The organism is Sphingoaurantiacus capsulatus (assembly GCF_042648405.1).
Classification (GTDB): Bacteria; Pseudomonadota; Alphaproteobacteria; order Sphingomonadales; family Sphingomonadaceae; genus Sphingoaurantiacus; species Sphingoaurantiacus capsulatus.
On record NZ_JBHRXV010000011.1, the window covers coordinates 225,848 to 248,397 of the forward strand.

At 67.6% G+C, this 22,550-nt stretch carries 24 protein-coding genes and 1 tRNA gene; 21 read left to right on the top strand and 4 right to left on the bottom strand.

Going from position 1 to position 22,550, the window contains the following annotated elements:
* Nucleotides 1-112: 112 nt before the first annotated feature.
* From ACFOMD_RS13270 to groL, 3 genes are all read left to right on the top strand, one after another.
* Complete coding sequence (locus tag ACFOMD_RS13270) at nucleotides 113-1,306, top strand: GGDEF domain-containing protein (protein WP_380862145.1); 1,194 nt, start codon at nucleotides 113-115, stop codon at nucleotides 1,304-1,306.
* Nucleotides 1,307-1,458: 152 nt separating this feature from the next.
* Nucleotides 1,459-1,755, top strand: a complete 297-nt coding sequence (gene groES / locus ACFOMD_RS13275; protein ID WP_380862147.1) for a co-chaperone GroES — start codon at nucleotides 1,459-1,461, stop codon at nucleotides 1,753-1,755.
* Nucleotides 1,756-1,801: 46 nt separating this feature from the next.
* The gene (gene groL / locus ACFOMD_RS13280; RefSeq protein WP_380862149.1) at nucleotides 1,802-3,442 is read left to right on the top strand and encodes a chaperonin GroEL; all 1,641 of its coding nucleotides are present in this window, start codon (nucleotides 1,802-1,804) and stop codon (nucleotides 3,440-3,442) included.
* 55 nt (nucleotides 3,443-3,497) lie between these two features.
* On the opposite strand, the gene pabB is transcribed toward groL, so the two are convergent.
* The gene (gene pabB, locus ACFOMD_RS13285) at nucleotides 3,498-5,252 is read right to left on the bottom strand and encodes an aminodeoxychorismate synthase component I (protein ID WP_380862151.1); all 1,755 of its coding nucleotides are present in this window, start codon (nucleotides 5,250-5,252) and stop codon (nucleotides 3,498-3,500) included.
* Nucleotides 5,253-5,350: 98 nt separating this feature from the next.
* Here pabB and ACFOMD_RS13290 point away from each other — a divergent pair, with 98 nt between their 5' ends.
* Nucleotides 5,351-6,016, top strand: a complete 666-nt coding sequence (locus tag ACFOMD_RS13290) for an MBL fold metallo-hydrolase (RefSeq protein ID WP_380862153.1) — start codon at nucleotides 5,351-5,353, stop codon at nucleotides 6,014-6,016.
* On the opposite strand, the gene ACFOMD_RS13295 is transcribed toward ACFOMD_RS13290, so the two are convergent.
* Complete coding sequence (locus ACFOMD_RS13295) at nucleotides 6,013-6,408, bottom strand: MAPEG family protein (protein WP_380862155.1); 396 nt, start codon at nucleotides 6,406-6,408, stop codon at nucleotides 6,013-6,015. The two genes, ACFOMD_RS13290 and ACFOMD_RS13295, sit on opposite strands and share 4 nt — an antisense overlap.
* Nucleotides 6,409-6,588: 180 nt before the next feature.
* Between ACFOMD_RS13295 and rpmF the strand changes: the two genes are divergently transcribed.
* The 9 genes from rpmF (at nucleotide 6,589) to ACFOMD_RS13340 (ending at nucleotide 12,833) form a co-directional block, all read left to right on the top strand.
* Nucleotides 6,589-6,768 carry a 50S ribosomal protein L32 gene (rpmF, locus tag ACFOMD_RS13300; protein WP_380862157.1) on the top strand — a complete coding sequence of 60 codons (180 nt, stop codon included), beginning with the start codon at nucleotides 6,589-6,591 and terminating at the stop codon, nucleotides 6,766-6,768.
* Nucleotides 6,769-6,792: 24 nt separating this feature from the next.
* A complete protein-coding gene (plsX, locus tag ACFOMD_RS13305) occupies nucleotides 6,793-7,833 on the top strand; it encodes a phosphate acyltransferase PlsX (RefSeq protein WP_380862159.1) in 1,041 nt (346 codons plus the stop codon).
* A complete protein-coding gene (locus tag ACFOMD_RS13310) occupies nucleotides 7,830-8,807 on the top strand; it encodes a beta-ketoacyl-ACP synthase III (protein WP_380862161.1) in 978 nt (325 codons plus the stop codon). Before plsX ends, ACFOMD_RS13310 begins: the two co-directional genes overlap by 4 nt.
* A 39-nt stretch (nucleotides 8,808-8,846) precedes the next feature.
* Nucleotides 8,847-9,197: an integration host factor subunit alpha gene (locus ACFOMD_RS13315; protein WP_380863445.1), complete on the top strand. Its 351-nt coding sequence runs from the start codon at nucleotides 8,847-8,849 to the stop codon at nucleotides 9,195-9,197.
* 5 nt (nucleotides 9,198-9,202) lie between these two features.
* Nucleotides 9,203-9,631, top strand: coding sequence for a MerR family transcriptional regulator (locus ACFOMD_RS13320; protein WP_380862163.1), 429 nt, complete (start codon nucleotides 9,203-9,205; stop codon nucleotides 9,629-9,631).
* A 74-nt stretch (nucleotides 9,632-9,705) separates the two neighbouring features.
* Nucleotides 9,706-10,143 carry a MarR family winged helix-turn-helix transcriptional regulator gene (locus ACFOMD_RS13325; RefSeq protein ID WP_380862165.1) on the top strand — a complete coding sequence of 146 codons (438 nt, stop codon included), beginning with the start codon at nucleotides 9,706-9,708 and terminating at the stop codon, nucleotides 10,141-10,143.
* 1 nt (nucleotide 10,144) lies between these two features.
* On the top strand, nucleotides 10,145-10,915 hold the full coding sequence (locus ACFOMD_RS13330; protein ID WP_380862167.1) for an enoyl-CoA hydratase: 771 nt from the start codon (nucleotides 10,145-10,147) through the stop codon (nucleotides 10,913-10,915).
* A 321-nt stretch (nucleotides 10,916-11,236) separates the two neighbouring features.
* Nucleotides 11,237-12,112 carry an acyl-CoA thioesterase II gene (gene tesB, locus ACFOMD_RS13335; RefSeq protein ID WP_380862169.1) on the top strand — a complete coding sequence of 292 codons (876 nt, stop codon included), beginning with the start codon at nucleotides 11,237-11,239 and terminating at the stop codon, nucleotides 12,110-12,112.
* Nucleotides 12,113-12,125: 13 nt separating this feature from the next.
* Entirely contained in the window at nucleotides 12,126-12,833 is a 708-nt protein-coding gene (locus ACFOMD_RS13340; RefSeq protein WP_380862171.1) for a class I SAM-dependent methyltransferase, read from the top strand.
* A 130-nt stretch (nucleotides 12,834-12,963) separates the two neighbouring features.
* On the opposite strand, the gene ACFOMD_RS13345 is transcribed toward ACFOMD_RS13340, so the two are convergent.
* The gene (locus tag ACFOMD_RS13345) at nucleotides 12,964-14,745 is read right to left on the bottom strand and encodes an ABC-F family ATP-binding cassette domain-containing protein (RefSeq protein WP_380862173.1); all 1,782 of its coding nucleotides are present in this window, start codon (nucleotides 14,743-14,745) and stop codon (nucleotides 12,964-12,966) included.
* 111 nt (nucleotides 14,746-14,856) lie between these two features.
* Between ACFOMD_RS13345 and ACFOMD_RS13350 the strand changes: the two genes are divergently transcribed.
* The 3 genes from ACFOMD_RS13350 (at nucleotide 14,857) to ACFOMD_RS13360 (ending at nucleotide 17,228) form a co-directional block, all read left to right on the top strand.
* Nucleotides 14,857-15,150 (top strand): PepSY domain-containing protein, encoded by a 294-nt coding sequence (locus ACFOMD_RS13350; RefSeq protein WP_380862175.1) that lies wholly within the window; start codon nucleotides 14,857-14,859, stop codon nucleotides 15,148-15,150.
* 10 nt (nucleotides 15,151-15,160) lie between these two features.
* Nucleotides 15,161-15,829, top strand: a complete 669-nt coding sequence (locus ACFOMD_RS13355; RefSeq protein WP_380862177.1) for a response regulator transcription factor — start codon at nucleotides 15,161-15,163, stop codon at nucleotides 15,827-15,829.
* 76 nt (nucleotides 15,830-15,905) lie between these two features.
* Nucleotides 15,906-17,228: a sensor histidine kinase gene (locus ACFOMD_RS13360; RefSeq protein WP_380863447.1), complete on the top strand. Its 1,323-nt coding sequence runs from the start codon at nucleotides 15,906-15,908 to the stop codon at nucleotides 17,226-17,228.
* On the opposite strand, the gene ACFOMD_RS13365 is transcribed toward ACFOMD_RS13360, so the two are convergent.
* Entirely contained in the window at nucleotides 17,218-18,396 is a 1,179-nt protein-coding gene (locus ACFOMD_RS13365; RefSeq protein ID WP_380862179.1) for an alanine racemase, read from the bottom strand. The two genes, ACFOMD_RS13360 and ACFOMD_RS13365, sit on opposite strands and share 11 nt — an antisense overlap.
* A 276-nt stretch (nucleotides 18,397-18,672) precedes the next feature.
* Between ACFOMD_RS13365 and ACFOMD_RS13370 the strand changes: the two genes are divergently transcribed.
* From ACFOMD_RS13370 to ACFOMD_RS13390, 5 genes are all read left to right on the top strand, one after another.
* Nucleotides 18,673-18,746: transfer RNA gene (locus ACFOMD_RS13370), tRNA-Gln, on the top strand.
* 46 nt (nucleotides 18,747-18,792) lie between these two features.
* A complete protein-coding gene (locus tag ACFOMD_RS13375) occupies nucleotides 18,793-19,608 on the top strand; it encodes a hypothetical protein (protein ID WP_380862181.1) in 816 nt (271 codons plus the stop codon).
* A 150-nt stretch (nucleotides 19,609-19,758) separates the two neighbouring features.
* Complete coding sequence (locus ACFOMD_RS13380) at nucleotides 19,759-20,811, top strand: Ppx/GppA phosphatase family protein (protein ID WP_380862183.1); 1,053 nt, start codon at nucleotides 19,759-19,761, stop codon at nucleotides 20,809-20,811.
* Nucleotides 20,811-21,491: an RlmE family RNA methyltransferase gene (locus ACFOMD_RS13385; RefSeq protein ID WP_380862185.1), complete on the top strand. Its 681-nt coding sequence runs from the start codon at nucleotides 20,811-20,813 to the stop codon at nucleotides 21,489-21,491. The genes ACFOMD_RS13380 and ACFOMD_RS13385 overlap by 1 nt, the downstream gene beginning before the upstream one ends.
* A gap of 55 nt (nucleotides 21,492-21,546) precedes the next feature.
* Nucleotides 21,547-22,536 (top strand): agmatine deiminase family protein, encoded by a 990-nt coding sequence (locus tag ACFOMD_RS13390; RefSeq protein WP_380862187.1) that lies wholly within the window; start codon nucleotides 21,547-21,549, stop codon nucleotides 22,534-22,536.
* Nucleotides 22,537-22,550: the final 14 nt, after the last annotated feature.

Here is a 22,550-nt window from a genome sequence, read left to right on the forward strand (position 1 = left end):
TGCGAACCCATGCTATGGCAGCGCTGGGTTGCGGGTGGGGGCACCACGCAGGCTCGCTTTTTTAGTGTTGCGCCGCTCGGGGGGAGTGCGGCGCCCTGAAGGGTTTGAGCGAATGGTTCTCGATCCGGCGACGCTGGTCGTCGTCGCGTGCATCATGAGCCTCGTACTGGGGGCTTTGCTCCTGTTTTCGTGGTTGCAGGACCGGCGGATCGAGGCGTTGCGCTGGTGGAGCGCCGCGTGCCTTGTCGCGGCAGCGGCCTCGGTGCTGTTCCTTGCCGGCGGGCATGAGATGCGCAGCATCTGGCGCGAGATCGGCAACGGCGCCTTCATGCTGGCCTACGGGCTTTCCTATCTCGCCGCGCGCCGCTTCAACGAGCAATCGGCCCCGTGGACCGCGCTGATCGCCGGCATGGTGATCTGGCTGTCGGCCGTCTGGGTCTTTGACGTCACCTTCGTGCAGCGTGTCGTGCTGATGTCGCTGCTGATCGGCGGTTATGCGATCGTGACCGCGCGCGAGCTGTGGAATGGCCCCGACCGGCTGGTGTCGCAGCGCGCCGCCGCGGTGGTGACCGCGCTCAACGGCATCTATTTCCTCGGCCGTATCTTCGCCGGCCCCGGCCTGCTGCCGTCGTTTTCATGGATGCAGGGCTTCAGCGACGCCTGGGTGTCGATGGTCGGCCTCGTCATCCTGCTTTACGCGATGATCTTCGGCTTCCTCGTCATGTCGATGGCGAAGGAGAAGACCGACCTGTTCCACCGCCGCGCCGCGCTGATCGATCCGCTGACCGGCGTCGCCAACCGTCGCGCCTTCATGGTTCGCGCCGAATCGATGCTGGCCGAGGCGCGGCAGGCGGGCGAGCCGGCCGCGGTAATCATGTTCGACCTCGACCATTTCAAGGTGGTCAACGACACCCACGGCCATCTCGCGGGTGACGATGTGCTGACCGAGTTCGCGGCGATCGCCGTCGATCGGCTGCCGCGCCGGTCGATGCTGTGCCGGATGGGCGGCGAGGAATTCGCGGCGATCGTGCCGGGTACCGACCATGTCTCGGCCCTGGATATCGCCGAGCGCATCCGGCTCGATCTGTGCAGCGGCGCGCGCAAGATACCGGCGACGGTGAGCGCGGGCGTCGCGATGAGCAGCACCAGCCGCGAGTCGCTCGCCGACCTGCTGTCGATGGCTGACGAGGCGCTCTACAACGCCAAGAAGACCGGCCGGAATCGCGTCGTCGCGGCGATGGGCTCGCCCGGTCGCGCGCCAGCTTCCAAGCCGGTCCAGCCCCAGCTAGACGCCGCGCTGGCCTGAACGCTCGCGCCGCGGCTGAGACGCCGCAAAAACTTCACGCCGCGTTGCCTTGACAGCCCCCGGGCTGGGCCACATATCCCGCGTGCCGCTAGCACTCCCGCAAGGTGAGTGCCAACGCACCGCATTCACAAGCCAACAACAGGGTGAAGCACATGAACTTCCGTCCGTTGCACGATCGCGTGCTCGTTCGCCGAATCGAAGCCGAAGAGAAGACCTCGGGTGGGATCATCATCCCCGACACCGCCAAGGAAAAGCCGCAGGAGGGCGAAGTCGTCGCCGCCGGCTCGGGCGCGCGTGGCGAGGACGGCAAGGTGACCCCGCTCGACGTGAAGGGGGGCGACCGCGTTCTGTTCGGCAAGTGGTCGGGCACCGAAGTGCGCGTCAACGGCGAGGACCTCCTCATCATGAAGGAGAGCGACATCCTCGGCATCGTGGAGCAGGGCGGCTAAGCGCCGCTTCCCGGTTCAGCGAAATCAGACAAGAAGGTAGAGCATCATGGCAGCTAAGGACGTCAAATTCTCGCGCGACGCGCGTGAGCGCATCCTCCGTGGCGTGGACATTCTCGCCGACGCGGTGAAGGTCACGCTCGGCCCGAAGGGCCGCAACGTCGTCATCGACAAGAGCTTCGGCGCCCCGCGCATCACCAAGGACGGCGTCACCGTCGCCAAGGAGATCGAGCTCAAGGACAAGTTCGAGAACATGGGCGCGCAGATGGTGCGCGAAGTGGCCTCGAAGACCAACGACATCGCCGGTGACGGCACCACCACCGCGACGGTTCTCGCCCAGGCGATCGTTCGCGAGGGCATGAAGTCGGTCGCCGCCGGCATGAACCCGATGGACCTGAAGCGCGGCATCGACATCGCCGTGACCAAGGTGGTCGAGGACCTGAAGGCGCGCTCGAAGCCGGTCGCCGGCACCGCGGAGATCGCCCAGGTCGGCACCATCTCGGCGAACGGCGAGACCGAGATCGGCCGCATGATCGCGGAAGCGATGGAGAAGGTCGGCAAGGAAGGCGTCATCACCGTCGAGGAAGCCAAGGGCATGGCCTCGGAGCTGGATGTCGTCGAAGGCATGCAGTTCGACCGCGGCTACCTGTCGCCCTACTTCATCACCAACGCCGAGAAGATGCAGGTCGAGCTCGATAATCCCTACATCCTCATCCACGAGAAAAAGCTGTCGAACCTGCAGGCGATGCTGCCGGTGCTCGAGGCCGTGGTGCAGAGCGGCCGTCCGCTGCTCATCATCGCCGAGGACGTCGAGGGCGAGGCGCTGGCGACCCTGGTCGTCAACAAGCTGCGCGGCGGCCTCAAGGTCGCGGCCGTCAAGGCGCCGGGCTTCGGTGATCGCCGCAAGGCGATGCTCGAGGACATCGCGATCCTGACGCAGGGCCAGATGATCAGCGAAGACCTCGGCATCAAGCTCGAGAACGTGTCGCTGCAGATGCTCGGCAAGGCCAAGCGCGTCACCATCGACAAGGACAACACCACGATCGTCGACGGTTCGGGCGAGGGCGACGCGATCAAGGGTCGCGTCGAGCAGATCCGTGCGCAGATCGAGAACACCACCTCGGACTACGACAAGGAGAAGCTCCAAGAGCGTCTCGCGAAGCTCGCCGGCGGTGTCGCGGTGCTGAAGGTCGGCGGTGCGACCGAGGTCGAGGTGAAGGAGCGCAAGGACCGCGTCGACGACGCGCTTCACGCGACCCGCGCCGCGGTCGAGGAAGGCATCGTCCCCGGCGGCGGTACCGCGCTGCTGTACGCGACGAAGGCGCTCGACGGCCTCAAGGGGGCCAACGACGACCAGACCCGCGGCATCGACATCGTCCGCAAGGCGCTCTACGCGCCGGTTCGCCAGATCGCGCAGAACGCCGGCCATGACGGCGCCGTCGTCTCGGGCAAGCTGCTCGAGTCGAACGACGACACGCTCGGCTTCAACGCGCAGACCGACGTGTACGAGAATCTCGTACAGGCGGGCGTCATCGATCCGACCAAGGTCGTCCGCACCGCGCTGCAGGATGCGGCCTCGGTCGCCGGCCTGCTGGTGACCACCGAAGCGGCGATCGCCGAGCTGCCGGAAGACAAGTCGGCGCCGGCGATGCCGGGCGGCATGGGCGGCATGGGTGGCATGGACTTCTAAGTCCGCGCCAACCAGCGACCGAAAGGAAGGGCCGGGAGCGATCCCGGCCCTTTCTCTATGCGCGCAAGGTCGCGGAGATCAGCCCGCGCAGCGAGTTGCCGATGAAGAAGCCCTCGGCGAGATCGGCCGGGGTGAGGTCGACCTCGATCGCCTCGCTCGATGCGAGCAATTCGGCCCGCAAGATGCCCGGTAGCAATCCGGCCGACCGCGGAGGCGTCAGCAGCTTGCCGTTGCGCTTTACGAACAGGTTGGTGAAGCTGCCCTCGGTCACCTGACCGGCCGCATTGACGAAGATCGCCTCGAACGCCCCGCTGGCCGCGCGCGCCTCATCGTAGAAGCCGCGATCGGTGGTCTTGTGGAACAGCCGGGGGTCGCTGACCTCGACGGGGAGGGGGCGCAGTGCCACCTCGACCGGCCCGGCCGGGTGAGTCGGCAGCGGCGAGGCCTGTACGGTCGTGGTGCCGTCTGGCGCCAGCAGCAGGCGGATGCGCGCGTCCCACGCGAGCTCGCCCACCGTCGCCTGCACCTGGTTGAGCAGCGCATGGCGGTCGAAGCGGAAGCCCCAGTGCTTCGCCGACCGCGACAGCCGGTCGACATGCGCGGCGAAGCGGACCAGCCCGTCCTCGGCATCGAAGCGCAGCGTCTCGATCAGGTCGAAGCGGCGCGGCGCGCGAGTCAGGAACGCCGCTTTGGCGAGGCATTCGGCCCATTCGGCCGCGGGCTCGCTGTCGGCGACGATTCCCGAACCGAGGCCGAGGGTCGCCTCGCCGTCGCTCAGCACCAAGGTGCGGATCGCGACGTTGAACACGGCGTCGCCATTGGGGGAGAGGCGACCGATGCTGCCGGTGTAGAGGCCACGCGGCGCGGGCTCGATGTCGGCGATCACCTCCATCGCGCGGATCTTCGGCGCGCCGGTGACCGAGCCGCAGGGGTAGAGCGCCTCGATCACGGCGACGGCGTCATGGCCTTCGCCGAGCGTCGCGCTGATCGTCGAGGTCATCTGGTGGACGGTCGGGTAGGTCTCAACCTCGAACAGCGCGTCGACCTCGACCGAGGCGGGTGCGGCGACGCGCGACAGGTCGTTGCGCAGCAGGTCGACGATCATCAGGTTTTCGGCGCGGTTCTTCTCGTCGGCGGCGAGCGCCGCCGCCACGGCGGCATCGTCGGTCGGCGAGCGGGCGGCGGTGCCCTTCATCGGGCGGGCGGTGAGTTTGGCGGCGGCGAGGGTGAAGAACAGCTCGGGCGAGAAGGACAGCGCCCAGACGCTGCCGGTGTGGACCAGCGCGCCATAGGGCGCCGCCTGTGCGCCGCGCAGCCGCCGGTAAAGCGCCAGCGGGTGGCCGTCGACCGCGACATCGGCCTGAAAGGTGATGTTCGCCTGATAGATGTCGCCGGCGGCGATCAGCCGCTGTGCGTCCTCGACCATCGCGGCGTGCGCGGCGGCATCGACGCGTGGGGTGAGCTTTCCGACACTGGCGCGGCCATCACCGAGCAGCGCCTCGACCTCGGCAGCTTCGAGCAGGCTTCGCCGCTCGAACAGCCCGAACCACAGCAGCGGCAGGCCGTCCTGCGGCGGACGGAAGCGCGGCAGCAGCTTCGGCTCCAGCGCATAGCCGGCTTCGAACGAGATGAACCCCGCCGCCCACTGGCCGGCGGCGGTCGCTTCGCGCAGGCGCTGCAGGGCGGGGCGTACGGCGTCGGGTGTCGTTACCTCGATGATGGCGGTCGGGCGGCTGAACAGTTCGGCCCGGCCGCCGCGGCGCGCATCGTCGAGCAGGACGAAGGGGGCGGTGGGGTCGAACGCAGCCATCACCCGGCAGGCTTTGGCACGGCGCGGCGCGGGGCGCGAGACGGAATGATGGTGAACACGGGCTTGGGGGAAGCGCGCGGCTGCACTACATCAACGGCATGACCGACCCGACCCGCCCGCTCAACGCCGTCATCATCCCGGTGACGCCGCTCCAGCAGAACTGCACCCTGATCTGGTGCACCAAGACCATGAAGGGGGCGTTCACCGACCCCGGCGGCGACCTCGAGCGGCTGAAGGCCGTCGCGGCGGAGCAGGGCGTGACCATCGAGAAGCTGCTGGTGACGCACGGCCACATCGACCACTGCGGCGAGACCGGCGTGCTGGCGCGCGAACTGGGCGTGCCGATCGAAGGCCCGCACCCCGACGACAAATTCTGGATCGATTCCAATCCCGAGAGCGGCCGGCAATATGGCGTGCCCCGCGCCGAGGCGTTCACGCCCGACCGCTGGCTACATGACGGCGACCAGGTGACCGTCGGCGACCTGACGCTCAATGTCTATCACTGCCCCGGCCACACGCCGGGCCATGTGGTGTTCCACCACGCCCCGTCGAACCTCGCCATCGTCGGCGACGTGCTGTTCCAGGGCTCGGTCGGCCGTACCGACTTCCCGAAGGGCGATTTCCCGACCTTGGTGAACTCGATCACCGGGCGGCTGTGGCCGCTCGGCGACGCCACCGCGTTCGTGCCGGGCCACGGCCCGATGTCGACCTTCGGCCGCGAGCGCGCCTCCAATCCGTTCGTCGGGGACGCGGCACTCCGCTAGATGGTGCGGACGGCGAGGACCAGCGCCCAGACGCTGAGGCCCGCCAGCGCTGCCCAAGTGCCGACGATGCCCGAGACGCGCAGCTTGTTGGGCGAGGGGCGGCCCATGCCGATGGCGTGGGCGATGCGGGCGAGGATGAAGATGGCGGAAACGATGCCGAGCGCGACGCTGTAGCCGGTCTCGAACTCGATCAGCGCGATCAGGATCAGGATGATCGGCACATATTCGCCGAAATTCGCGTGCGCGCGGGTGCGCGCCATCAGGTCGGCATGGCCGCCGTCGCCGAGCGAGATTCGCTCCGACAGGCGCACCTGGCTGACGCGGTAGGAGAGGACGAGATAGATCAGGCCGCAGATGGCGGCCGTGAAGGTGGTGACCTCGAGTTCCGGCAACTTTCCCTCCCGCTTTTTTGTCGGCGAAAGACTGCGGCAAACCGCGCGGCGGGGGAAGGGAAAACGCGGGCGTCTTCTGCTTGCAAGCGAAGCGGAAATGGCTATTGTCGCGCGCTCATTGATTCAGGGCGTGCCGGCACAGGCCGAAATCCCGGATAAACCATTAGAATAGGTGCCAAAATGGCCGTTCCTAAGCGAAAAACTTCCCCGTCGCGTCGCAACATGCGCCGCAGCCATCACGCCCTGACGGCGACGCAGTTCCAGGAATGCTCGAACTGTGGCGAGCTGAAGCTGCCGCATCACATCTGCAACGGTTGCGGCCATTACAATGGCCGTGAGGTCAGCGAGCCCAAGGCCTAACGAGCGGAGTAGGACGCCGGCGCAATGACCGTTCGTCCGATAATCGCGCTCGACGCCATGGGGGGTGACGGCGGCCCTGCGATCACGATCGCGGCCGCCGAGATCGCGCACAAGCGCTATCCCAAGCTGTCTTTCCGCTTCTACGGCCGCGAGGATGCGATCCGCGCCGAACTGGCGCGCGCGCCGCGCGTCGCGAAGAACGCCGTCATCGTCCACAGCGACGAGGAAGTGCTCGGCACCGACAAGCCGAGCCAGGTGCTGCGCCGCGCCCGCCGTTCCTCGATGGGCATGGCCGTCGAGGCGGTGAAAGCCGGCGAGGCGCATGCCGCCGTATCGGCCGGCAACACCGGCGCGCTGATGGCGATCGCCAAGCTCGGCCTTCGCACCATGGAGGGCATCGACCGCCCGGCGCTCGCCGCGCTGCTGCCGACGCTCCGCTCTGAATCGGTGATGCTCGACCTCGGCGCCAATACCGAGTGCGACGAGAAGAATCTCGTTCAGTTCGCCGTGATGGGCGCTGCGTTCGCGCGCACCGTGCTCGGCCTCAAGAAGCCCAAGGTCGCGCTGCTCAACATCGGCGAGGAAGACCTGAAGGGCACCCATGAGCTGAAGGCTGCCGCCGCGATGCTGCGCGGGGCCGATCTGCCGATGGAGTTCGTCGGCTTCACCGAGGGCGACAAGATCAGCAAGGGCGACATCGACGTCATCGTCACCGACGGTTTCTCGGGCAACATCGCGCTGAAGACCGCCGAGGGGACGGCGAAGCTCGTCGTGACGCTGCTCGCCAACGCCTTCCGCAGCTCCGCGCTGACCAAGCTCGGCTACATCATGTCCCGCCCGGCGCTGCGTGCGCTGCGCGGCCATCTCGACCCCAACAACCACAATGGCGCGGTCTTTCTCGGGTTGAACGGCATCGTGGTGAAGAGCCACGGCTCCGCCACCGCACGCGGCGTCGCCAACGCTATCGGCGTGGCGCACGACCTCGTCACCGCGGACATCACCCGCCGTATCGCCAGCGACTTGGCCAATTTCGACGCCCACCGCGCGCCGGCCGCCGCGGAATGACCGTCACCCGTTCGCGTATCGTCGGCACCGGCACCTATCTGCCGTCGCGCGTCATCGAAAATGCCGAGATGGCGGCGCTGGTCGATACCTCCGACGAGTGGATCGTCGAGCGCACCGGCATCCGCCGCCGCCATATCGCCGCCGAGGGCGAGCTGACCTCCGACCTCGCGGTCAACGCGGCGAAGCAGGCGCTCGAATCGGCCGGTATCGACGTGCAGGCGGTCGACCTGATCGTCGTCGCCACCGCGACCCCCGATCAGACCTTCCCGGCCACCGCGACGCGGGTGCAGGCGAAGCTCGGCCTCACGCACGGTGTCGCCTTCGATGTCGCCGCTGTCTGCTCTGGCTTCCTCTATGCGCTGACTGTCGCCGACGCGATGATCCGCGCCGGCCAGGGCAAGACCGCGCTGGTGATCGGCGCGGAGACCTTCAGCCGCATCCTCGACTGGGAAGACCGCACCACCTGCGTGCTGTTCGGCGACGGCGCCGGCGCCGTGGTGCTGCGCGCCGAAGAGGGGCAGGGGACGAACGACGACAAGGGGCTGCTTGCCGCGCGCCTCCATTCGGATGGCCGCTACAATGAGCTGCTGTATGTCGATGGCGGGCCGGGCTCGACCGGCACCACCGGCAAGCTTCGCATGAAGGGCAAAGAAGTGTTCCGCCACGCGGTCACCAACCTGTCGAGCGTGATGCTGGAGACGCTGGCGGCCGCCGGGCTCAAGCCCGAGGACGTATCTTGGGTGATTCCGCACCAGGCAAATCTGCGAATCCTCGAAGGCACGGCGAAGAAGCTGAGCCTGCCGATCGACCGCGTCGTCGTCACCGTCGACCAGCATGCCAACACCTCGGCGGCCAGCGTGCCGCTGGCGCTCGACGCCGCGGTGCGCGACGGGCGCATCAAGGATGGCGACCTGCTGCTGCTCGAGGCGATGGGCGGCGGCTTCACCTGGGGCGCTGCGGCCGTCCGCTGGTAAAATCTTTTGTCGGCAATCGTTACGGCGCCGACATTGTGGATTTGCGGCGATTACGGTAGCGTTTCAAGGAATCAGCCAGTCGCGAGGCATATCATGGCCGCACATACACTTACCCGAGCCGACCTCAGCGACGCGGTGCATCGCGAACTCGGTCTTTCCCGCGCCGATTCCGCCACCTTGGTGGAGCAGGTGCTCGACGAAATCTGCACCGCCCTGACCAAGGGCCAGAACGTCAAGATTTCCTCGTTCGGCACCTTCATGCTGCGCGACAAGGGCCGCCGCATCGGCCGCAATCCGAAGACCGGCAAGGAAGTGCCGATCGAGCCGCGCCGCGTGCTGACCTTCCGGCCGAGCCAGCTGATGCGCGACCGCATCAACGCCAAGGGCTGAGCAGGGTGGCCGACGCCAAGGCCGTCGGGGCCTTCCGCACGATCAGCGAAGTCTCCGACGACATCGGCGTGCCGCAGCATGTGCTGCGCTTCTGGGAAACCAAGTTTCCGGCGATCAAGCCGATGAAGCGCGGTGGAAACCGCCGCTATTATCGCCCTGAGGATATTCAGCTTCTTCAGGCAATCAATCGCCTGCTTTACACCGATGGCTACACCATCAAGGGCGTGCAGAAGCTGATCAAGGACCGCGGCACGCGCGCGGTGATCGGCGTCGGTGGCGAGGGCGCGCCGGTGCCGCCGCCCGCCGCGCCGTCCGACCTGTTCGTCAGCGAGCAGCCGGTCGAGGTGTCGGCGTTCGGCGCCTCGCAGGTCGTCGAGCTTCGCGCCATCCGCGACCGTCTCGCCGCCGCACTCCAGCAGTCGCTCGCCGCCTGATTTCCGAGACCTGAGCACTCCACCTGACCAAAAGTGCAGGCGATCTATTTCGTATACGAAGTAAATAGCTTCGCATGCGAGGGGAACCGCGGCTCTTTCATCTGCTGGCACAGGCGCACCGTGCCGTCGTGCAGCGCGCCGAGCGCGAGAGCGTAGCGCAGCTGGGCGTGACGCCGACGCAGCTGGCGCTGCTCTATGCGCTCGAAGGCGAGGCGGGCGTTGCCATGACGACGGTGGCCCGGCTGCTCGAACTGAGCCCGGCGGCGCTGAGCGGCCTAGCTGACCGCTGCGAGGCGGCGGGGCTGGTGACGCGGCGACCGAGCGCCAGCGATGGCCGGGCGATCGAGCTGGTCGCCACGCCGCACGGCCGCGACCTTCGCGAGAAATCCTATCCGCTGCTGTCCGACCTCAACGCGCGCCTCGTCGAAGGTCTCGACACGACCGAGCAGGTGGCGGCGGCGAAATTCTTGACCGGTCTGATCGACCGGTTCGGCAAATCCAGAGGAGATTGAGATGAGCGATGTGGTGCGGGTCGAGCGCGATGGCGGCGTGATGACCCTGCGGATAAACCGCCCCGACAAGCGCAACGCGCTGACCCACGCGATGTACGCGGGGATCGCCGACGGGCTCGACGCGGCGGCGGCCGATCCCACCGTGCGCGTGGTGGTGATTGCGGGTGCCGGCGGGCATTTCACGGCCGGTAACGACCTCGGCGATTTCCTTGCCGGGCACAGCGGCGAGGGCGAGCGGCCGGTGGCGCGTTTTCTGCGCACGATCAGCCACTTCCCCAAGCCGCTTGTTGCGGCGGTCGAAGGCGTCGCGGTCGGCGTCGGCACCACGATGCTGCTGCACTGCGACCTCGTCTATGCCGCCGAGGACGCCAAGCTGCAGCTTGCCTTCGTCAATCTCGCGCTGGTGCCCGAGGCGGCGTCGAGCCTTCTGCTGCCGCGCGTCGTCGGCAACGCCCGCGCCGCCGAGCTGTTCATGTTCGGCGAGGTGTTCAGCGGAGCGGACGCCGAGCGCTACGGCATCGTCAACAAGGCGGTGCCGGCCGGCGAACTGGAGGCGTTTGTCGCCAGCCGCGCCGCGACCTTGGCTGCGAAGCCGGCGAGTGCGCTGCGCGCCACCAAGAAGCTGCTGCGTCACGCCACGACCGATACCGTCCCGGCGCGGATGGCCGAGGAGGGCGAGCTGTTCGCCGCCGGCCTCAAGTCCGAGGAGACGCGCGAGGCAATGACCGCGTTCATGGAAAAGCGGGCGCCCGACTTCAGCCGCTTCGCCTAGGGTCTGAACTCAATAGGAATGGCGTTCGGGACGGCGTCAGGAAGGCCATGGCAAGTAAGGTCGCGCAGACCAGCTAGCAGATGCTAGCTGGCAAGCGGCCGGAGCGTGGCCATGGCCTTCCTGACGCCGCGCGAAGCGTGGCAGTGAGAAGCCCAAGGGCGTCGTCGACGCCGCTTGCCGGGGGCCTTCAGGCCCGCCTGCGCGACCTCTCCTCGCCCTTGGGCTTCTCACTGCCATCCCGAATGCCATTCCTATTGAGTTCAGACCCTCTATACGCGCGGCGGGTTGCGATCCCCGCAACGGCTTGGCAAGGATCGGTGCGTGACCGATCCTGCCACCCCCACCGTCGTCGACAAGCTGGTCGACCTTCTCGACCTCGAACAACTCGAGGTGAACCTGTTTCGCGGGCCCAAGACCGACGAGCCGTGGCGGCGCGTCTATGGCGGGCAGGTGATCGGGCAGGCGCTGGTCGCCGCCGCGCGCACCGTCGAGGGCGAGCGGCCGGCGCACTCGCTGCACGCCTATTTCATCCGCCCCGGCGATCCGGCGATCCCGATCGTCTATGAGGTGTCGCGCGACCGCGACGGCCAGAGCTTCACCACGCGGCGCGTCGTCGCCATCCAGCATGGCCGGCCGATCTTCAACATGGCGGCGTCCTTCCAGGTCGACGAGGGCGGCGTCAGCCACCAGTTCGACATGCCCGACGTGCCGGGCCCCGAAGGGCTGATGAGCGAGCTCGAGCTGCGGCAGCGCGACGGGCACAAGATTCCCGAGAAATTCCGTTCGCACTGGCTGCGCGAGCGGCCGATCGAGATTCGGCCGATCGCGCCGCGCGACATGTTCAATCCGGGGAAAGGGCCGCCGGCGCACGATGCGTGGTTCCGTGTCGCCGGGCCAATCGGCGACGACCGCGCGCTGCACCAGTGCATGCTCGCCTATGCGTCGGACATGACCCTGCTCGACACCTGCTTGCTGCCGCATGACATTTCCTGGCTCAATCCCAAGCTGCAGAGCGCCAGCCTTGACCATGCGATCTGGTTTCACGAGCCGTTCCGCGCCGACGAATGGCTGCTCTATGTGCAGGACAGCCCGAAGGCAGCCGGCGCGCGCGGCTTCAACCGCGGCTCGATCTACACGCGCGACGGCCGGCTGGTGGCGAGCGTCGCGCAGGAAGGGCTGATCCGCATCCGTGACTAGGCTGGGCGCCTTGGTGACGATCGCGCTGTTGCTGGCGAGCTGCGACGCGCGCTCGGCCGGCGAAGAGGCCGGCCATGTCATGCACGAAAGCGCGCCGGCGTCGGCCTTCCCGAAGCCGCACCGCGCCGTCGCCGACATCGTCAGCGACCAATTCTCCAACGAGGACGACCGCGACAGCGCCGGCGAGGCGGAGAAAGTGATGGCGTTGCTCGGGGTGAAGCCCGGCATGACCGTCGCCGACATTGGCGCGGGCAACGGCTATTACACCGTCCGCCTGTCGAAGCAGGTCGGCGAGAATGGGCGGGTGTTCGCCGAGGACATCATGCCCGCCTATGTCGACCGGCTGCGCGGTCGCGTCGAGGCGGAGGGGCTGCCCAACGTCACCGTGACGCTCGGCGAGCCGCACGACCCCAAGCTGCCGACCGGCGAGGCCGATCTCGCGCTGCTCATGCACATGTATCATGAGGTCGAGCAGCCGTTCGGCTTGCTCTGGCACCTCCACGCCGCACTGAAGCCCGGCGGAAGGGTCGCGGTCGCCGATATGGACCGCCCGACCAACCGCCACGGCACCCCGCCGGCGCTGCTGCGCTGCGAGCTGGCGGCGCTGGGGTATCGGCAGATCGGCTTCCACCAGCTGGCGGCGGGCAGCGGCTATCTGGCGGTGTTCGAGACGGCGGAGCCGCGGCCGAGCCCGAAGGCGGTCCAGCCCTGCAAGGGGTAGGGAGCGCTCCGTTCGTCATCCCCGCGAAGGCGGGGACCCAGCACAGGAAAAGGCGCCCGCCTTGCGGGCAAGTTGGTTGAGGACTGGGTTCCCGCCTTCGCGGGAATGACGGAAAGTGAGGGCAAGGCCGCTACCCCGCCAGCGTCTCCGCTTTCTCTGCCAATTCCAGCCACCGCTCCTCAGCCTTGCCGAGGCGGGTGCGGGCCGATTCGAGGGCGTCGTTGGTCTTCGAGAAGCCCGTCGGATCGCGGCTGTAGAGCGCGGGATCGGCCATCGCCGCTTCGTGGTTCTCGATCTCGCGCTGCAGCGCCTCGATCTCGCCGGGCAGCAGGTCGAGTTCGCGCTGCTCCTTGTAGGTAAGCTTGGTCGCGGCGGCCTTGGTCGCGGCGGCGGGGGCAGGGGCGGCTTTCGGCGCTGACGCCGCGCGCGGCGCGTTGCGCTTCACTTCCCAGTCGGCATAGCCGCCGGCGACGATGTCGGCGCGGCCCGAGCCGTCGAGACCAACGACCATGTTGACGGTGCGGTCGAGGAAGTCGCGGTCGTGGCTGACAATGAGGACGGTGCCCTCATAATCGGCGATCACCTCCTGAAGGAGGTCGAGCGTCTCCATGTCGAGGTCGTTGGTCGGCTCGTCGAGGATGAGCAGGTTCGAGGTGCGCGAGAATTCGCGCATCAGGAGCACGCGCGAGCGTTCGCCGCCCGACAGCGCGTCGACCTTCGCCTCGGCGACGGCGGGATCGAACAGGAATTCCTTCAGATAGCCGGCGAGATGCTTCTTCTCGCCGCGCACGTCGATCCAATCGCCGCCGTCGGCGACGATGTCGCGCACCGTCTTCCCCGGTTCGAGCAGTTTCCGCTGCTGGTCGATCAGCACGCCGTCGAGCGTCTTGGCGCGCTTCACCTTGCCCTCATCGGGCTCGATCTCGCCGGTGAGCAGCTTGAGGAGGGTGGTCTTGCCCGCGCCGTTGGGGCCGACCACACCGATCCGGTCGCCGCGCTGGATGCGCAGGGTCAGGTCCTTGATCACCGCGCGGTCGCCGTAGCGTTTGGTCACATGCTCGGCGTCGATCACCACCTTGGTCTTGGTGTCGTCGGCGACGATGGCGAGCTTGGCGGCGCCGGCCGGGCCGGTCATCGCGCGGCGCGTGGCGCGCATCTCATTGAGCTTGGCGAGGCGGCCCTGATTGCGGCGGCGGCGGGCGGTGACGCCGCGCGCCAGCCAGTGCAGCTCCTGCCGCAGCTTGTTGTCGAGGCGGGCGGCGTTGGCTTCCTCTTCCTCATAGACCCGTTCGGTCCATGCCTCGAAGCCGCCGAAGCCGACCTCCGCTCGGCGCAGGCCGCCGCGGTCGAGCCACAGCGAGGCGCGGGTCAGGCGGGTGAGGAAGGTGCGGTCGTGGCTGATCGCGACAAAGGCGCCGGCGAAGCGCTGCAGCCAGCTTTCCAGCCACTCGATCGCGGCGACATCGAGGTGGTTGGTCGGCTCGTCGAGCAGCAGCACGTCGGGGTTCTGCGCCAGCGCGCGGGCGAGCTGCGCACGGCGGCGCTCACCGCCGGAAGCGGTGCTGGCCGCGCGGTCGAGATCGACGCCCAGCTGGTCGGCGATGGCGTCGACATCGTGGCGGGCAGGGGCCTCGGGCTCGCTCAGCGCGAAGTCGCGCAACGTCTCGAACGCCGCCATCGCCGGTTCCTGCTCAAGGATGACGATGCGCGTGCCGGGGCGGATGGTGCGCCGCCCTTCGTCGAAGTCGACCTTGCCGGCGAGCAGCTTCAGGAGCGTGGTCTTGCCGGCGCCGTTGCGGCCGATCAGCGCCAGCCGGTCGCGTTCGCCGACGAACACATCGAGGTTGCGGAACAGCCAGCCGGTGCCTTGCACCAGACCGATGTTTTCGAGGGAGAGGACGGGCGCTGACATGGCCGGCGCTGATAGCCGGTAGGTTAACCGGCGGCAAATGCGGCGTTCAGAAGCTATTCACGGCCAAGCCTCTATGCCGACAGCCAAGTTATGCGTAGGTGGTGTGCAGTGATGATCCGACCGCTCCTTCTGGCGATCGCGACGGCGACCGTTCTGGCCTCGGGCCCGGCGGGTGCGCAGTATCGCGACCAGGACGAAGCCTATAAGGCGGCGCGCTCCGGCGAGATCCGGCCGCTGGGCGAGATCATCGCGCGCGTCACCCCGAAAGTCCGCGGTTCTTTCGTCGGGTCGGATTTCGACGCCGGAACCCGCACCTATCGCCTGAAGTATATGCGGGAAGGGTCGCTGGTCGTGGTCGATGTCGACGCCAGCACCGGCCGTGTTCTCGGCATGTCGGGCAAGTAAGGGAGCATCCATGCGCGTCCTGATCGTCGAAGACGAACCCAACCTCGCTCGCCAGTTGCGCAGCACGCTCGAAGGCGCCGGCTATGCGGTCGACACCGCGAGCGACGGCGAGGACGGCCACTATCTGGGCTCGACCGAGAATTATGACGCCGTGGTGCTCGATCTCGGGCTTCCCGAGGTCGACGGCCTGACCGTGCTCGACCGCTGGCGCAAGGAGGGCAAGACCACGCCCGTGCTGGTGCTGACCGCGCGCGACAGCTGGTCGGACAAGGTCGCGGGCCTCGACGCCGGCGCCGATGATTATCTCGCCAAGCCCTTCCAGACCGAGGAGTTGATCGCCCGGCTGCGCGCGCTGATCCGGCGCGCCAGCGGCAACGCCAGCTCGGAACTGACGGCGGGGCAGGTGCGGCTCGATACGCGCACCGGCCGCGTCACGCTCGCCGGCGAGCCGGTGCGGCTGACCGCGCAGGAGTACAAGCTGCTCAGCTATCTGATGCACCACAAAGGCAAGGTCGTGTCGCGCACCGAGCTGATCGAGCATATCTACGATCAGGATTTCGACCGGGATTCCAACACGATCGAGGTGTTCATCACCCGCATCCGCAAGAAGCTCGGTGCCGATCTGATCAGCACCATCCGCGGACTTGGCTACAGTCTCGACGATCCCGTCGGCGCCTGACCGCCGGCCCGCGAGGGCGTGGCCGGTCGAGGCGCTGCGATTCCGCCTGCTGCGCGAAGGGTCGCTCACCCGGCGCATGCTCGTGGTGGCGGCGCTGTGGATCGCCACCCTGCTGCTGTCGGGCGGTTTTGCGCTCGACAGGGTTCTCACCGGCTCCAGCGCGCGCAGCTTCGATGCGCAGCTGAATTATGCGCTGACCGCGATGATCGCGGCGGCGGAGATCGGCCCCGAGGGCGAGCTGCTGTTCACCCGCGCGCTCGTGGATCAGCGCTTCGACCAGCCTTATTCGGGGCTCTATTATCAGGTGAGCGGCGGCGCGCATGAGCCGTTCCGCTCACGGTCCTTGTGGGACCGGGCGCTGAAGCCCGACCTCGGCAAGACCGATGTCCGCATCCACGCCTACACCAGCCTCGAATTCCCCAGCGAGCCGTTGCGCATCGTCGAGCGCGACGTGACCCTGCCGGGCTCGCCGGTAAGCTGGCGGTTCCAGGTGGCGGAAAGCACGCTCGAGCTTGAGGAGCAGGTCGCGGAGTTGCGGCGCACGCTCACCTGGTCGCTGTCGATCCTCGGCTTCGGGCTGTTCGTGCTGGCGGTGTTGCAGGCGGCCTATGGCCTGTGGCCGCTGCGCCGGGTCAGCCGGGCGATCGCCGCGATCCGGTCGGGGAACGAAACTCGCGTGCCGAGTGATTTTCCGCCTGAAATCGCGCCCTTGGTGGTCGAAATTAATGCATTGCTTGAGCATAGCGAGCGGCAGGCGGAAGAGGCGCGAACGCATGCCGGCAACCTTGCCCATGCGCTGAAGACGCCGATGAGCGTGCTCACCAACGAGGCGGCGGCGAAGACACCCGACCTGCCCGAGGCGGTGCTGCGCGAGACGGCGACGATGCGCCGGCACGTCGACCATCATCTTGCCCGCGCCCGCGCCATCGGCCGCCGCGGCGCCAGTTCGGCACGCGCGGCAGTGTGGCCGTCGCTGGAGGCGTTGCAGCGCGCCATCGAGCGCATCCACGGCGAGCGCGAGGTCGTCATCGACATCGCCGGCGACAAGGAACTGGCGTTCGCCGGTGAGCGGCAGGACCTTGAGGAGATGATCGGCAACCTGCTCGACAACGGCGCCAAATATGGCGGCGGGCGGGTGTTCGTCAGCGTGAAGCGCGTCGGCGGCATGGTCGAGGTGACCGTCGAGGACGACGGCCCCGGCATTCCGGCGGCGGCGCGTGAGCAGCTGTTCCAGCGCGGCGCCCGCCTCGACACCGGCAAGCCCGGCACCGGCCTCGGCCTCGCCATCGTGCGCGACGTGGCGGAGATCTACGGCGGCAACGTCGAACTGGGCGAATCGGAAGACCTCGGCGGCCTCAGCGTGACCTTGCGCCTGCCGGCCGCCGCCGCTAGCCGCTGACCCGCCGGGCGTCGATCGGCCAGCGCTCGAGCGTGCCGTCCTCGTCGGCGACGAAGATCGCATCGTAGAGATTGACCGTCGGGTCGCAGTGGCCCGGTTGCAGCCAGACGAGGTCGCCTGACTTCGGCGCATCGGCGGGCCAGGGCACGGCGGGATCGGAATCAATGACGGTAATGGTGCGGTCGCGCGTCAGTGCGTCGCGGGCCGCGGCGGCGAATTGCTGGAAGGTGGCAGGGTGAGCAATGCCGCCATGCTCGTCGCCCATCGAGAACCAGCGCGAGCCTTCGGGGGCGCCCGCCACGACCTTCGCAGGTGGCCCGTCGACCGCCACCGCCTTCAGTCCGGCATCGTTGGTCACATGCGTCTTGTGCTGCGCCGAGACGATGCTCGCCGCGATGAACAGCGCCGGCTCGAACGGCCAGGGCTCGCCATCGGGTGCGCCACAGCCGTCATATTCGGCATCCATGAAGGCGTAGGAGCCGGCCTGAAGCTCGGTGAACACGCCGGCGGCGAGATCATAGGCGAACGTGCCGGTGCCGCCGCCGGTGACGCGGGCCGGGGACAGCCCTTCGGCATTGAGCGAGTCGACCAGCGCCGCCAAGATCGCCGTCGCCGCTTCATTCGCGCTGCGGCGTGCGTCGAGGTCGGCGAGATGCTGAAGGTGGCCGAGATAGGCCTGCACGCCGTCAAAGCGCAGCGCGTTCGAGGTGGCGATGCGGCGGGCGAGCGCGACCGCCTCGGTCGGCGGGCAGCCCGCGCGGTGCAGCCCGAGATCGACATCGACGACGACGTTCAGCACGACGTCCGCTGCCCGAGCCGCCTCGGCGAGCCGGTCGACCTGCGCGTCATCGTCAGACACCACCGAGATCCGCACGCCCGTCGCCACCAGCGCCGCCAGCCGCGCCGCGCCCCACGGCGCGATCGGTGCGGTCACCAGCAGATCATCGATCCCCGCCGCCGCGAACGCCTCGGCCTCGCCAACCGTCTGGCAGCACAATCCGACCGCGCCGCCCGCGACCTGCAATCGCCCGACCTCGGAGCATTTGTGCATCTTGCCATGCGCCCGCAGTGCCACCCCGGCGGCGTCGCAGCGCGCCTGCATGGCGGCGAGGTTGCGCATCAGCGCCGACCGCCGCACCACCAGCGCGGGGGTGAGGGGCGGCGTCACGCGGGCGAGGAAAGCGGGGAGCGTCTGCATCGAAATATCGTGACCTTCGTGCCCCGCCAAAGGCAAGGGCGATCCCGACTCCCCCAAGGCGTCATCCTGACGAAAGTCAGGATCTCGTGCAGAACTGGAACTGATGTCGATGGGCGCGCATACCAGCAGGCTCCAGCCATGCGGGACGAGATCCCGACTTTCGTCGGGATGACGTGGTAGAGAGGAGGTTGGCGGCCCGCACGCCGTTGACAGGCAGGTTCCCTCCACCTATCAACCCGGCCGCGTTGCCCCGTCGTCTAAAGGTAAGACTACGGACTCTGACTCCGTCAATCGAGGTTCGAATCCTCGCGGGGCATCCAGCATTTTCCTCATAATTTGAAATTCTTAGGCGCACTGTTGCTATAAGTGGCGCCAGCGCGCGCCAAAAGGGGCACGCACGAAGCCGCTTCGCTTGAAGAATACGCGATCACCGCTAACTTGGTTGCGAGGTTGATGGCGATGGGCGACGCTACGGCAAGAGGGGCGAAGGAGCAGGTAATCGCAGATGTCGCGAGGCCGTCCGGTCGTCGGCTTGGTACCATCGGTGCCTTGGTCAGCGTGGCGTACCTCTCTACGCTGGTTTATTGGATCAGCCTGCCAAAGCTTGCCCAATTACCCTACAATGAGCTCGGCGATTTCTTGGCTGGCGCCTTTGCGCCACTTGCGTTTTTGTGGCTGGTGCTCGGTTTCATCCAGCAGGGACACGAACTGCGCAACAGCGCGCGTGCTTTAAATCTCCAAGCTGACGAACTACAGAACTCGGTAACTCAGCAAGCAGCCTTGGTTGATGTGACGCGAGAGCAGCTTGAAATTGAGAGGCTAAGTCGCGAAGCTGCGGAACGTGAGGCAGACAGGCTCGCTAAGCCCCACTTAGTCCTGCACAGTGGCGGCTGGGGAAGCTCTATCCGCGGGCGCACCTATAGTTTCGACATCGAGAATTTAGGCGCGCCCTGCACGCAATTTGATCTCGCTAATCGAGAAGGCACAAGCCTGCTGCGGCACGGTTCGCTTAAAAGCGGAGCCAGGCCGACGTTTGATATCGTTTACAAGCATGATGACGCAACGCAGGAGCAGTATCTCACAGCTTCGTACATCGACGCACGTGGATTGCCGGGTAACAAACGGTTCAAGGTTTCTTTGAACGAGCATGGCCATTTCAGCGAACCTGTTGCTATAGATTGATTATGTCAATTGAGGTTTGAATCCTCGCGGGACCTCCACTCCAACACGTCGAAAATAGCGCCTCCGGCCCGCTCCATTGCGATCCGGTGACGTTCAGGTTAGCCTGTCGCCAAGTGCCGATGCTGGTTTCCGCATCGGTTGGAGTTTATAATGGCGACCACCATGCCGCTCGACGCTGGCCAAGGCCGGCGCGACTCTTCTTCCGCCCCGCCGTGGGCGGAATCCGCCCGCCGCCAGCGCCGGGCCTATGCCGCGCTCGATCTCGGCACCAATAATTGCCGTTTGCTGATCGCCCGCCCGGCCCGCCAGGGTTTCTACGTCGTCGATGCCTTTTCGCGCATCGTGCGGCTGGGCGAGGGGCTGATCCAGTCGGGCAAGCTGTCGGAGGCCGCGCAGGACCGCGCCGTCGAGGCGCTGAAGATCTGCGCCGACAAGCTGCGCCGCCGCGATGTGCATATCGCGCGCAACGTCGCGACCGAGGCGTGCCGGCGCGCCACCAACGGCGCCGCCTTCATCGAGCGCGTCTATGCCGAGACCGGCATCGCGCTCGACGTCATCACCTCGGCGGAGGAAGCGCGGCTTGCCGTGCTCGGCTGCCAGACCCTGATCGAGCCGGGCACCGAACAGGCGCTGGTGTTCGATATCGGCGGCGGCAGCACCGAGCTGATCCTCGTCGACCTCTGCCCGCGCGGCCTCGTCGACATCAAGGCGTGGACCAGCGTGCCATGGGGCGTCGTCTCGCTCGCCGAGACCGAGCCGCTGCACTTCGACAGCACCGAGGCGCGGCTGGAGGCCTATGCGCGCAAGAAGCAGCGGGTGATGGATCATTTGAGCGGCTTCGCGGCGAGCATCGCCTCGCAGCTTCGCCCCGGGCTGCAGATGCTCGGCACCTCGGGCACCATCACCACGCTCGCCAGCCTGCACCTCGGCCTGCCATCCTATGACCGGCGGCAGGTCGACGGCTGCTGGGTGCCGCACGGCTCGATGCGCGACATCTCCTCGATGCTCGCCTCGAAGTCGCCCGCCGACCGCGCACGGGTGCCGTGCATCGGCACCGAGCGCGCCGATCTGGTGGTCGCGGGCTGCGCTATCCTCGAAGCCATCCTCGACGCGTGGCCGGGCGAGAAGCTGCGCGTCGCGGATCGCGGCATCCGCGAGGGCATCCTGCGTACCCTGATGGGCCGCGACGGGTATCACGTCTGATGGCGGGGTCACCGTCAGGACGCTCGCAGGGGGGCAGGGCGCGGGTGAAGACCGCGCGCGGCCGCACCGCCGCGTCGACGCGCTGGCTCGAACGCCAGTTGAACGACCCCTATGTGAAGGCGGCGAAGAGCGAGGGCTATCGCTCGCGCGCCGCCTACAAGCTCCTCGAGCTCGACGAGCGCTTCAAGCTGCTTGGCCATGCCCAGCGGGTCATCGATCTCGGCGCGGCACCGGGCGGCTGGACGCAGGTGGTTCTGAAGAAGCGGCCGAAGGCGAAGGTCGCGGCGATCGATCTGCTGGCGATGGACCCGATTCCGGGCGTTGCCATCTTCCAGAAGGATTTCCTCGACGATGATGCCGAGGCGATGCTCGTCGCGGCGATCGAGGGCGCGCCCGACCTCATCGTCTCTGATATGGCGGCGAACACCGTCGGCCACCGCCAGACCGACCAGATCCGCACGATGGCGCTGGTCGAGACGGCGATCCACTTTGCGACGCAGGTGCTGGCCCCCAATGGCGCCTTCATCGCCAAGGTGTTCGCGGGCGGCGCCGACCCGGCGCTGGTCGCCGAGTTGAAGCGCCACTTCAAGAGCGTGAAGCACGCGAAGCCGCCGGCGAGCCGCAAGGAATCGTCGGAATGGTATGTGATCGCGCAGGGGTTCAAGGGCGCCGCCGGTTGAACCGCGGGGCGGGGCCTGCCACATACGCCGCCTTGCTTGATTCCGGAGACCCGCAATGACCGCCCGCCAGCCCGCCGAATGGTTGCCGCATACCGCGACCTGGACGGCGTGGCCGTCGCACCCCGAGCTGTGGGAAGAGGACCTCGATCCCGCGCGCGAGCAGGTGGCGGCGCTGGTGCGCGCGATCACCGACGGCGGCGCCGGCGAGAAGGTCGAGCTGCTGTGCGCCAATGAGGATGCCGAGGCAAACGCGCGCGAAATGCTCGCCGGCGAGAATGTCGGTTTCCACCGCGTCGGCTTCGGCGACATCTGGCTGCGCGATACCGGCCCGATCTTCCTGACCAGCGAGCTGGGGCAGGTGACGGCGGGGTTCCGCTTCAACGGCTGGGGCGGCAAATATGTGCTGGAAGGCGACGACCGTGTCGCGCCGCAGGTCGCCGCCTGGGCCGGCGTGCCGATTTCCCGTCACGACTGGGTGCTGGAGGGCGGCGCCATCGACGTCGACGGCACCGGGCTGGTGGTGACCACCGAGCAGTGCCTGCTCAACCCCAACCGCAACCGCGGCATCACCCGCGAGGAGGCCGAGGCGAAGCTGCGCCGTGACCTCGGGCTCGACCGCGTGCTGTGGCTCGGCGACGGCCTCGCCAACGATCACACCGACGGCCATGTCGACAATCTCGCGCGCTTCATCGCCGAGGGCGTGCTGGTGCTGCCCGAGGCGTCGGACGCCGACGATCCCAACCGCGATGTGTTCCGCGATGCGCTGGAGCGCGCCCGCGAAGCGCGGCTGGAGGTTGTCACGGTGCCGTCGGTCGGCCGGCTCGAGAATGAGGACGGCGACATCGTCCCGGCGAGCTACATGAACTTCTATTTGTCGAACACCGCCGTCGTCGTCCCGACCTACGGCAGCCGCCATGATGATTCGGCGGTCGAGGCGATCGGCAAGCTATTCCCCGGCCGCCGCGCCGTCGGCCTGCCGGCCAACGCCATCCTGACCGGTGGCGGGTCGTTCCACTGCATCACGCAGCAGCAGCCGGCGGCATGAGTTTCCCCTCCCCC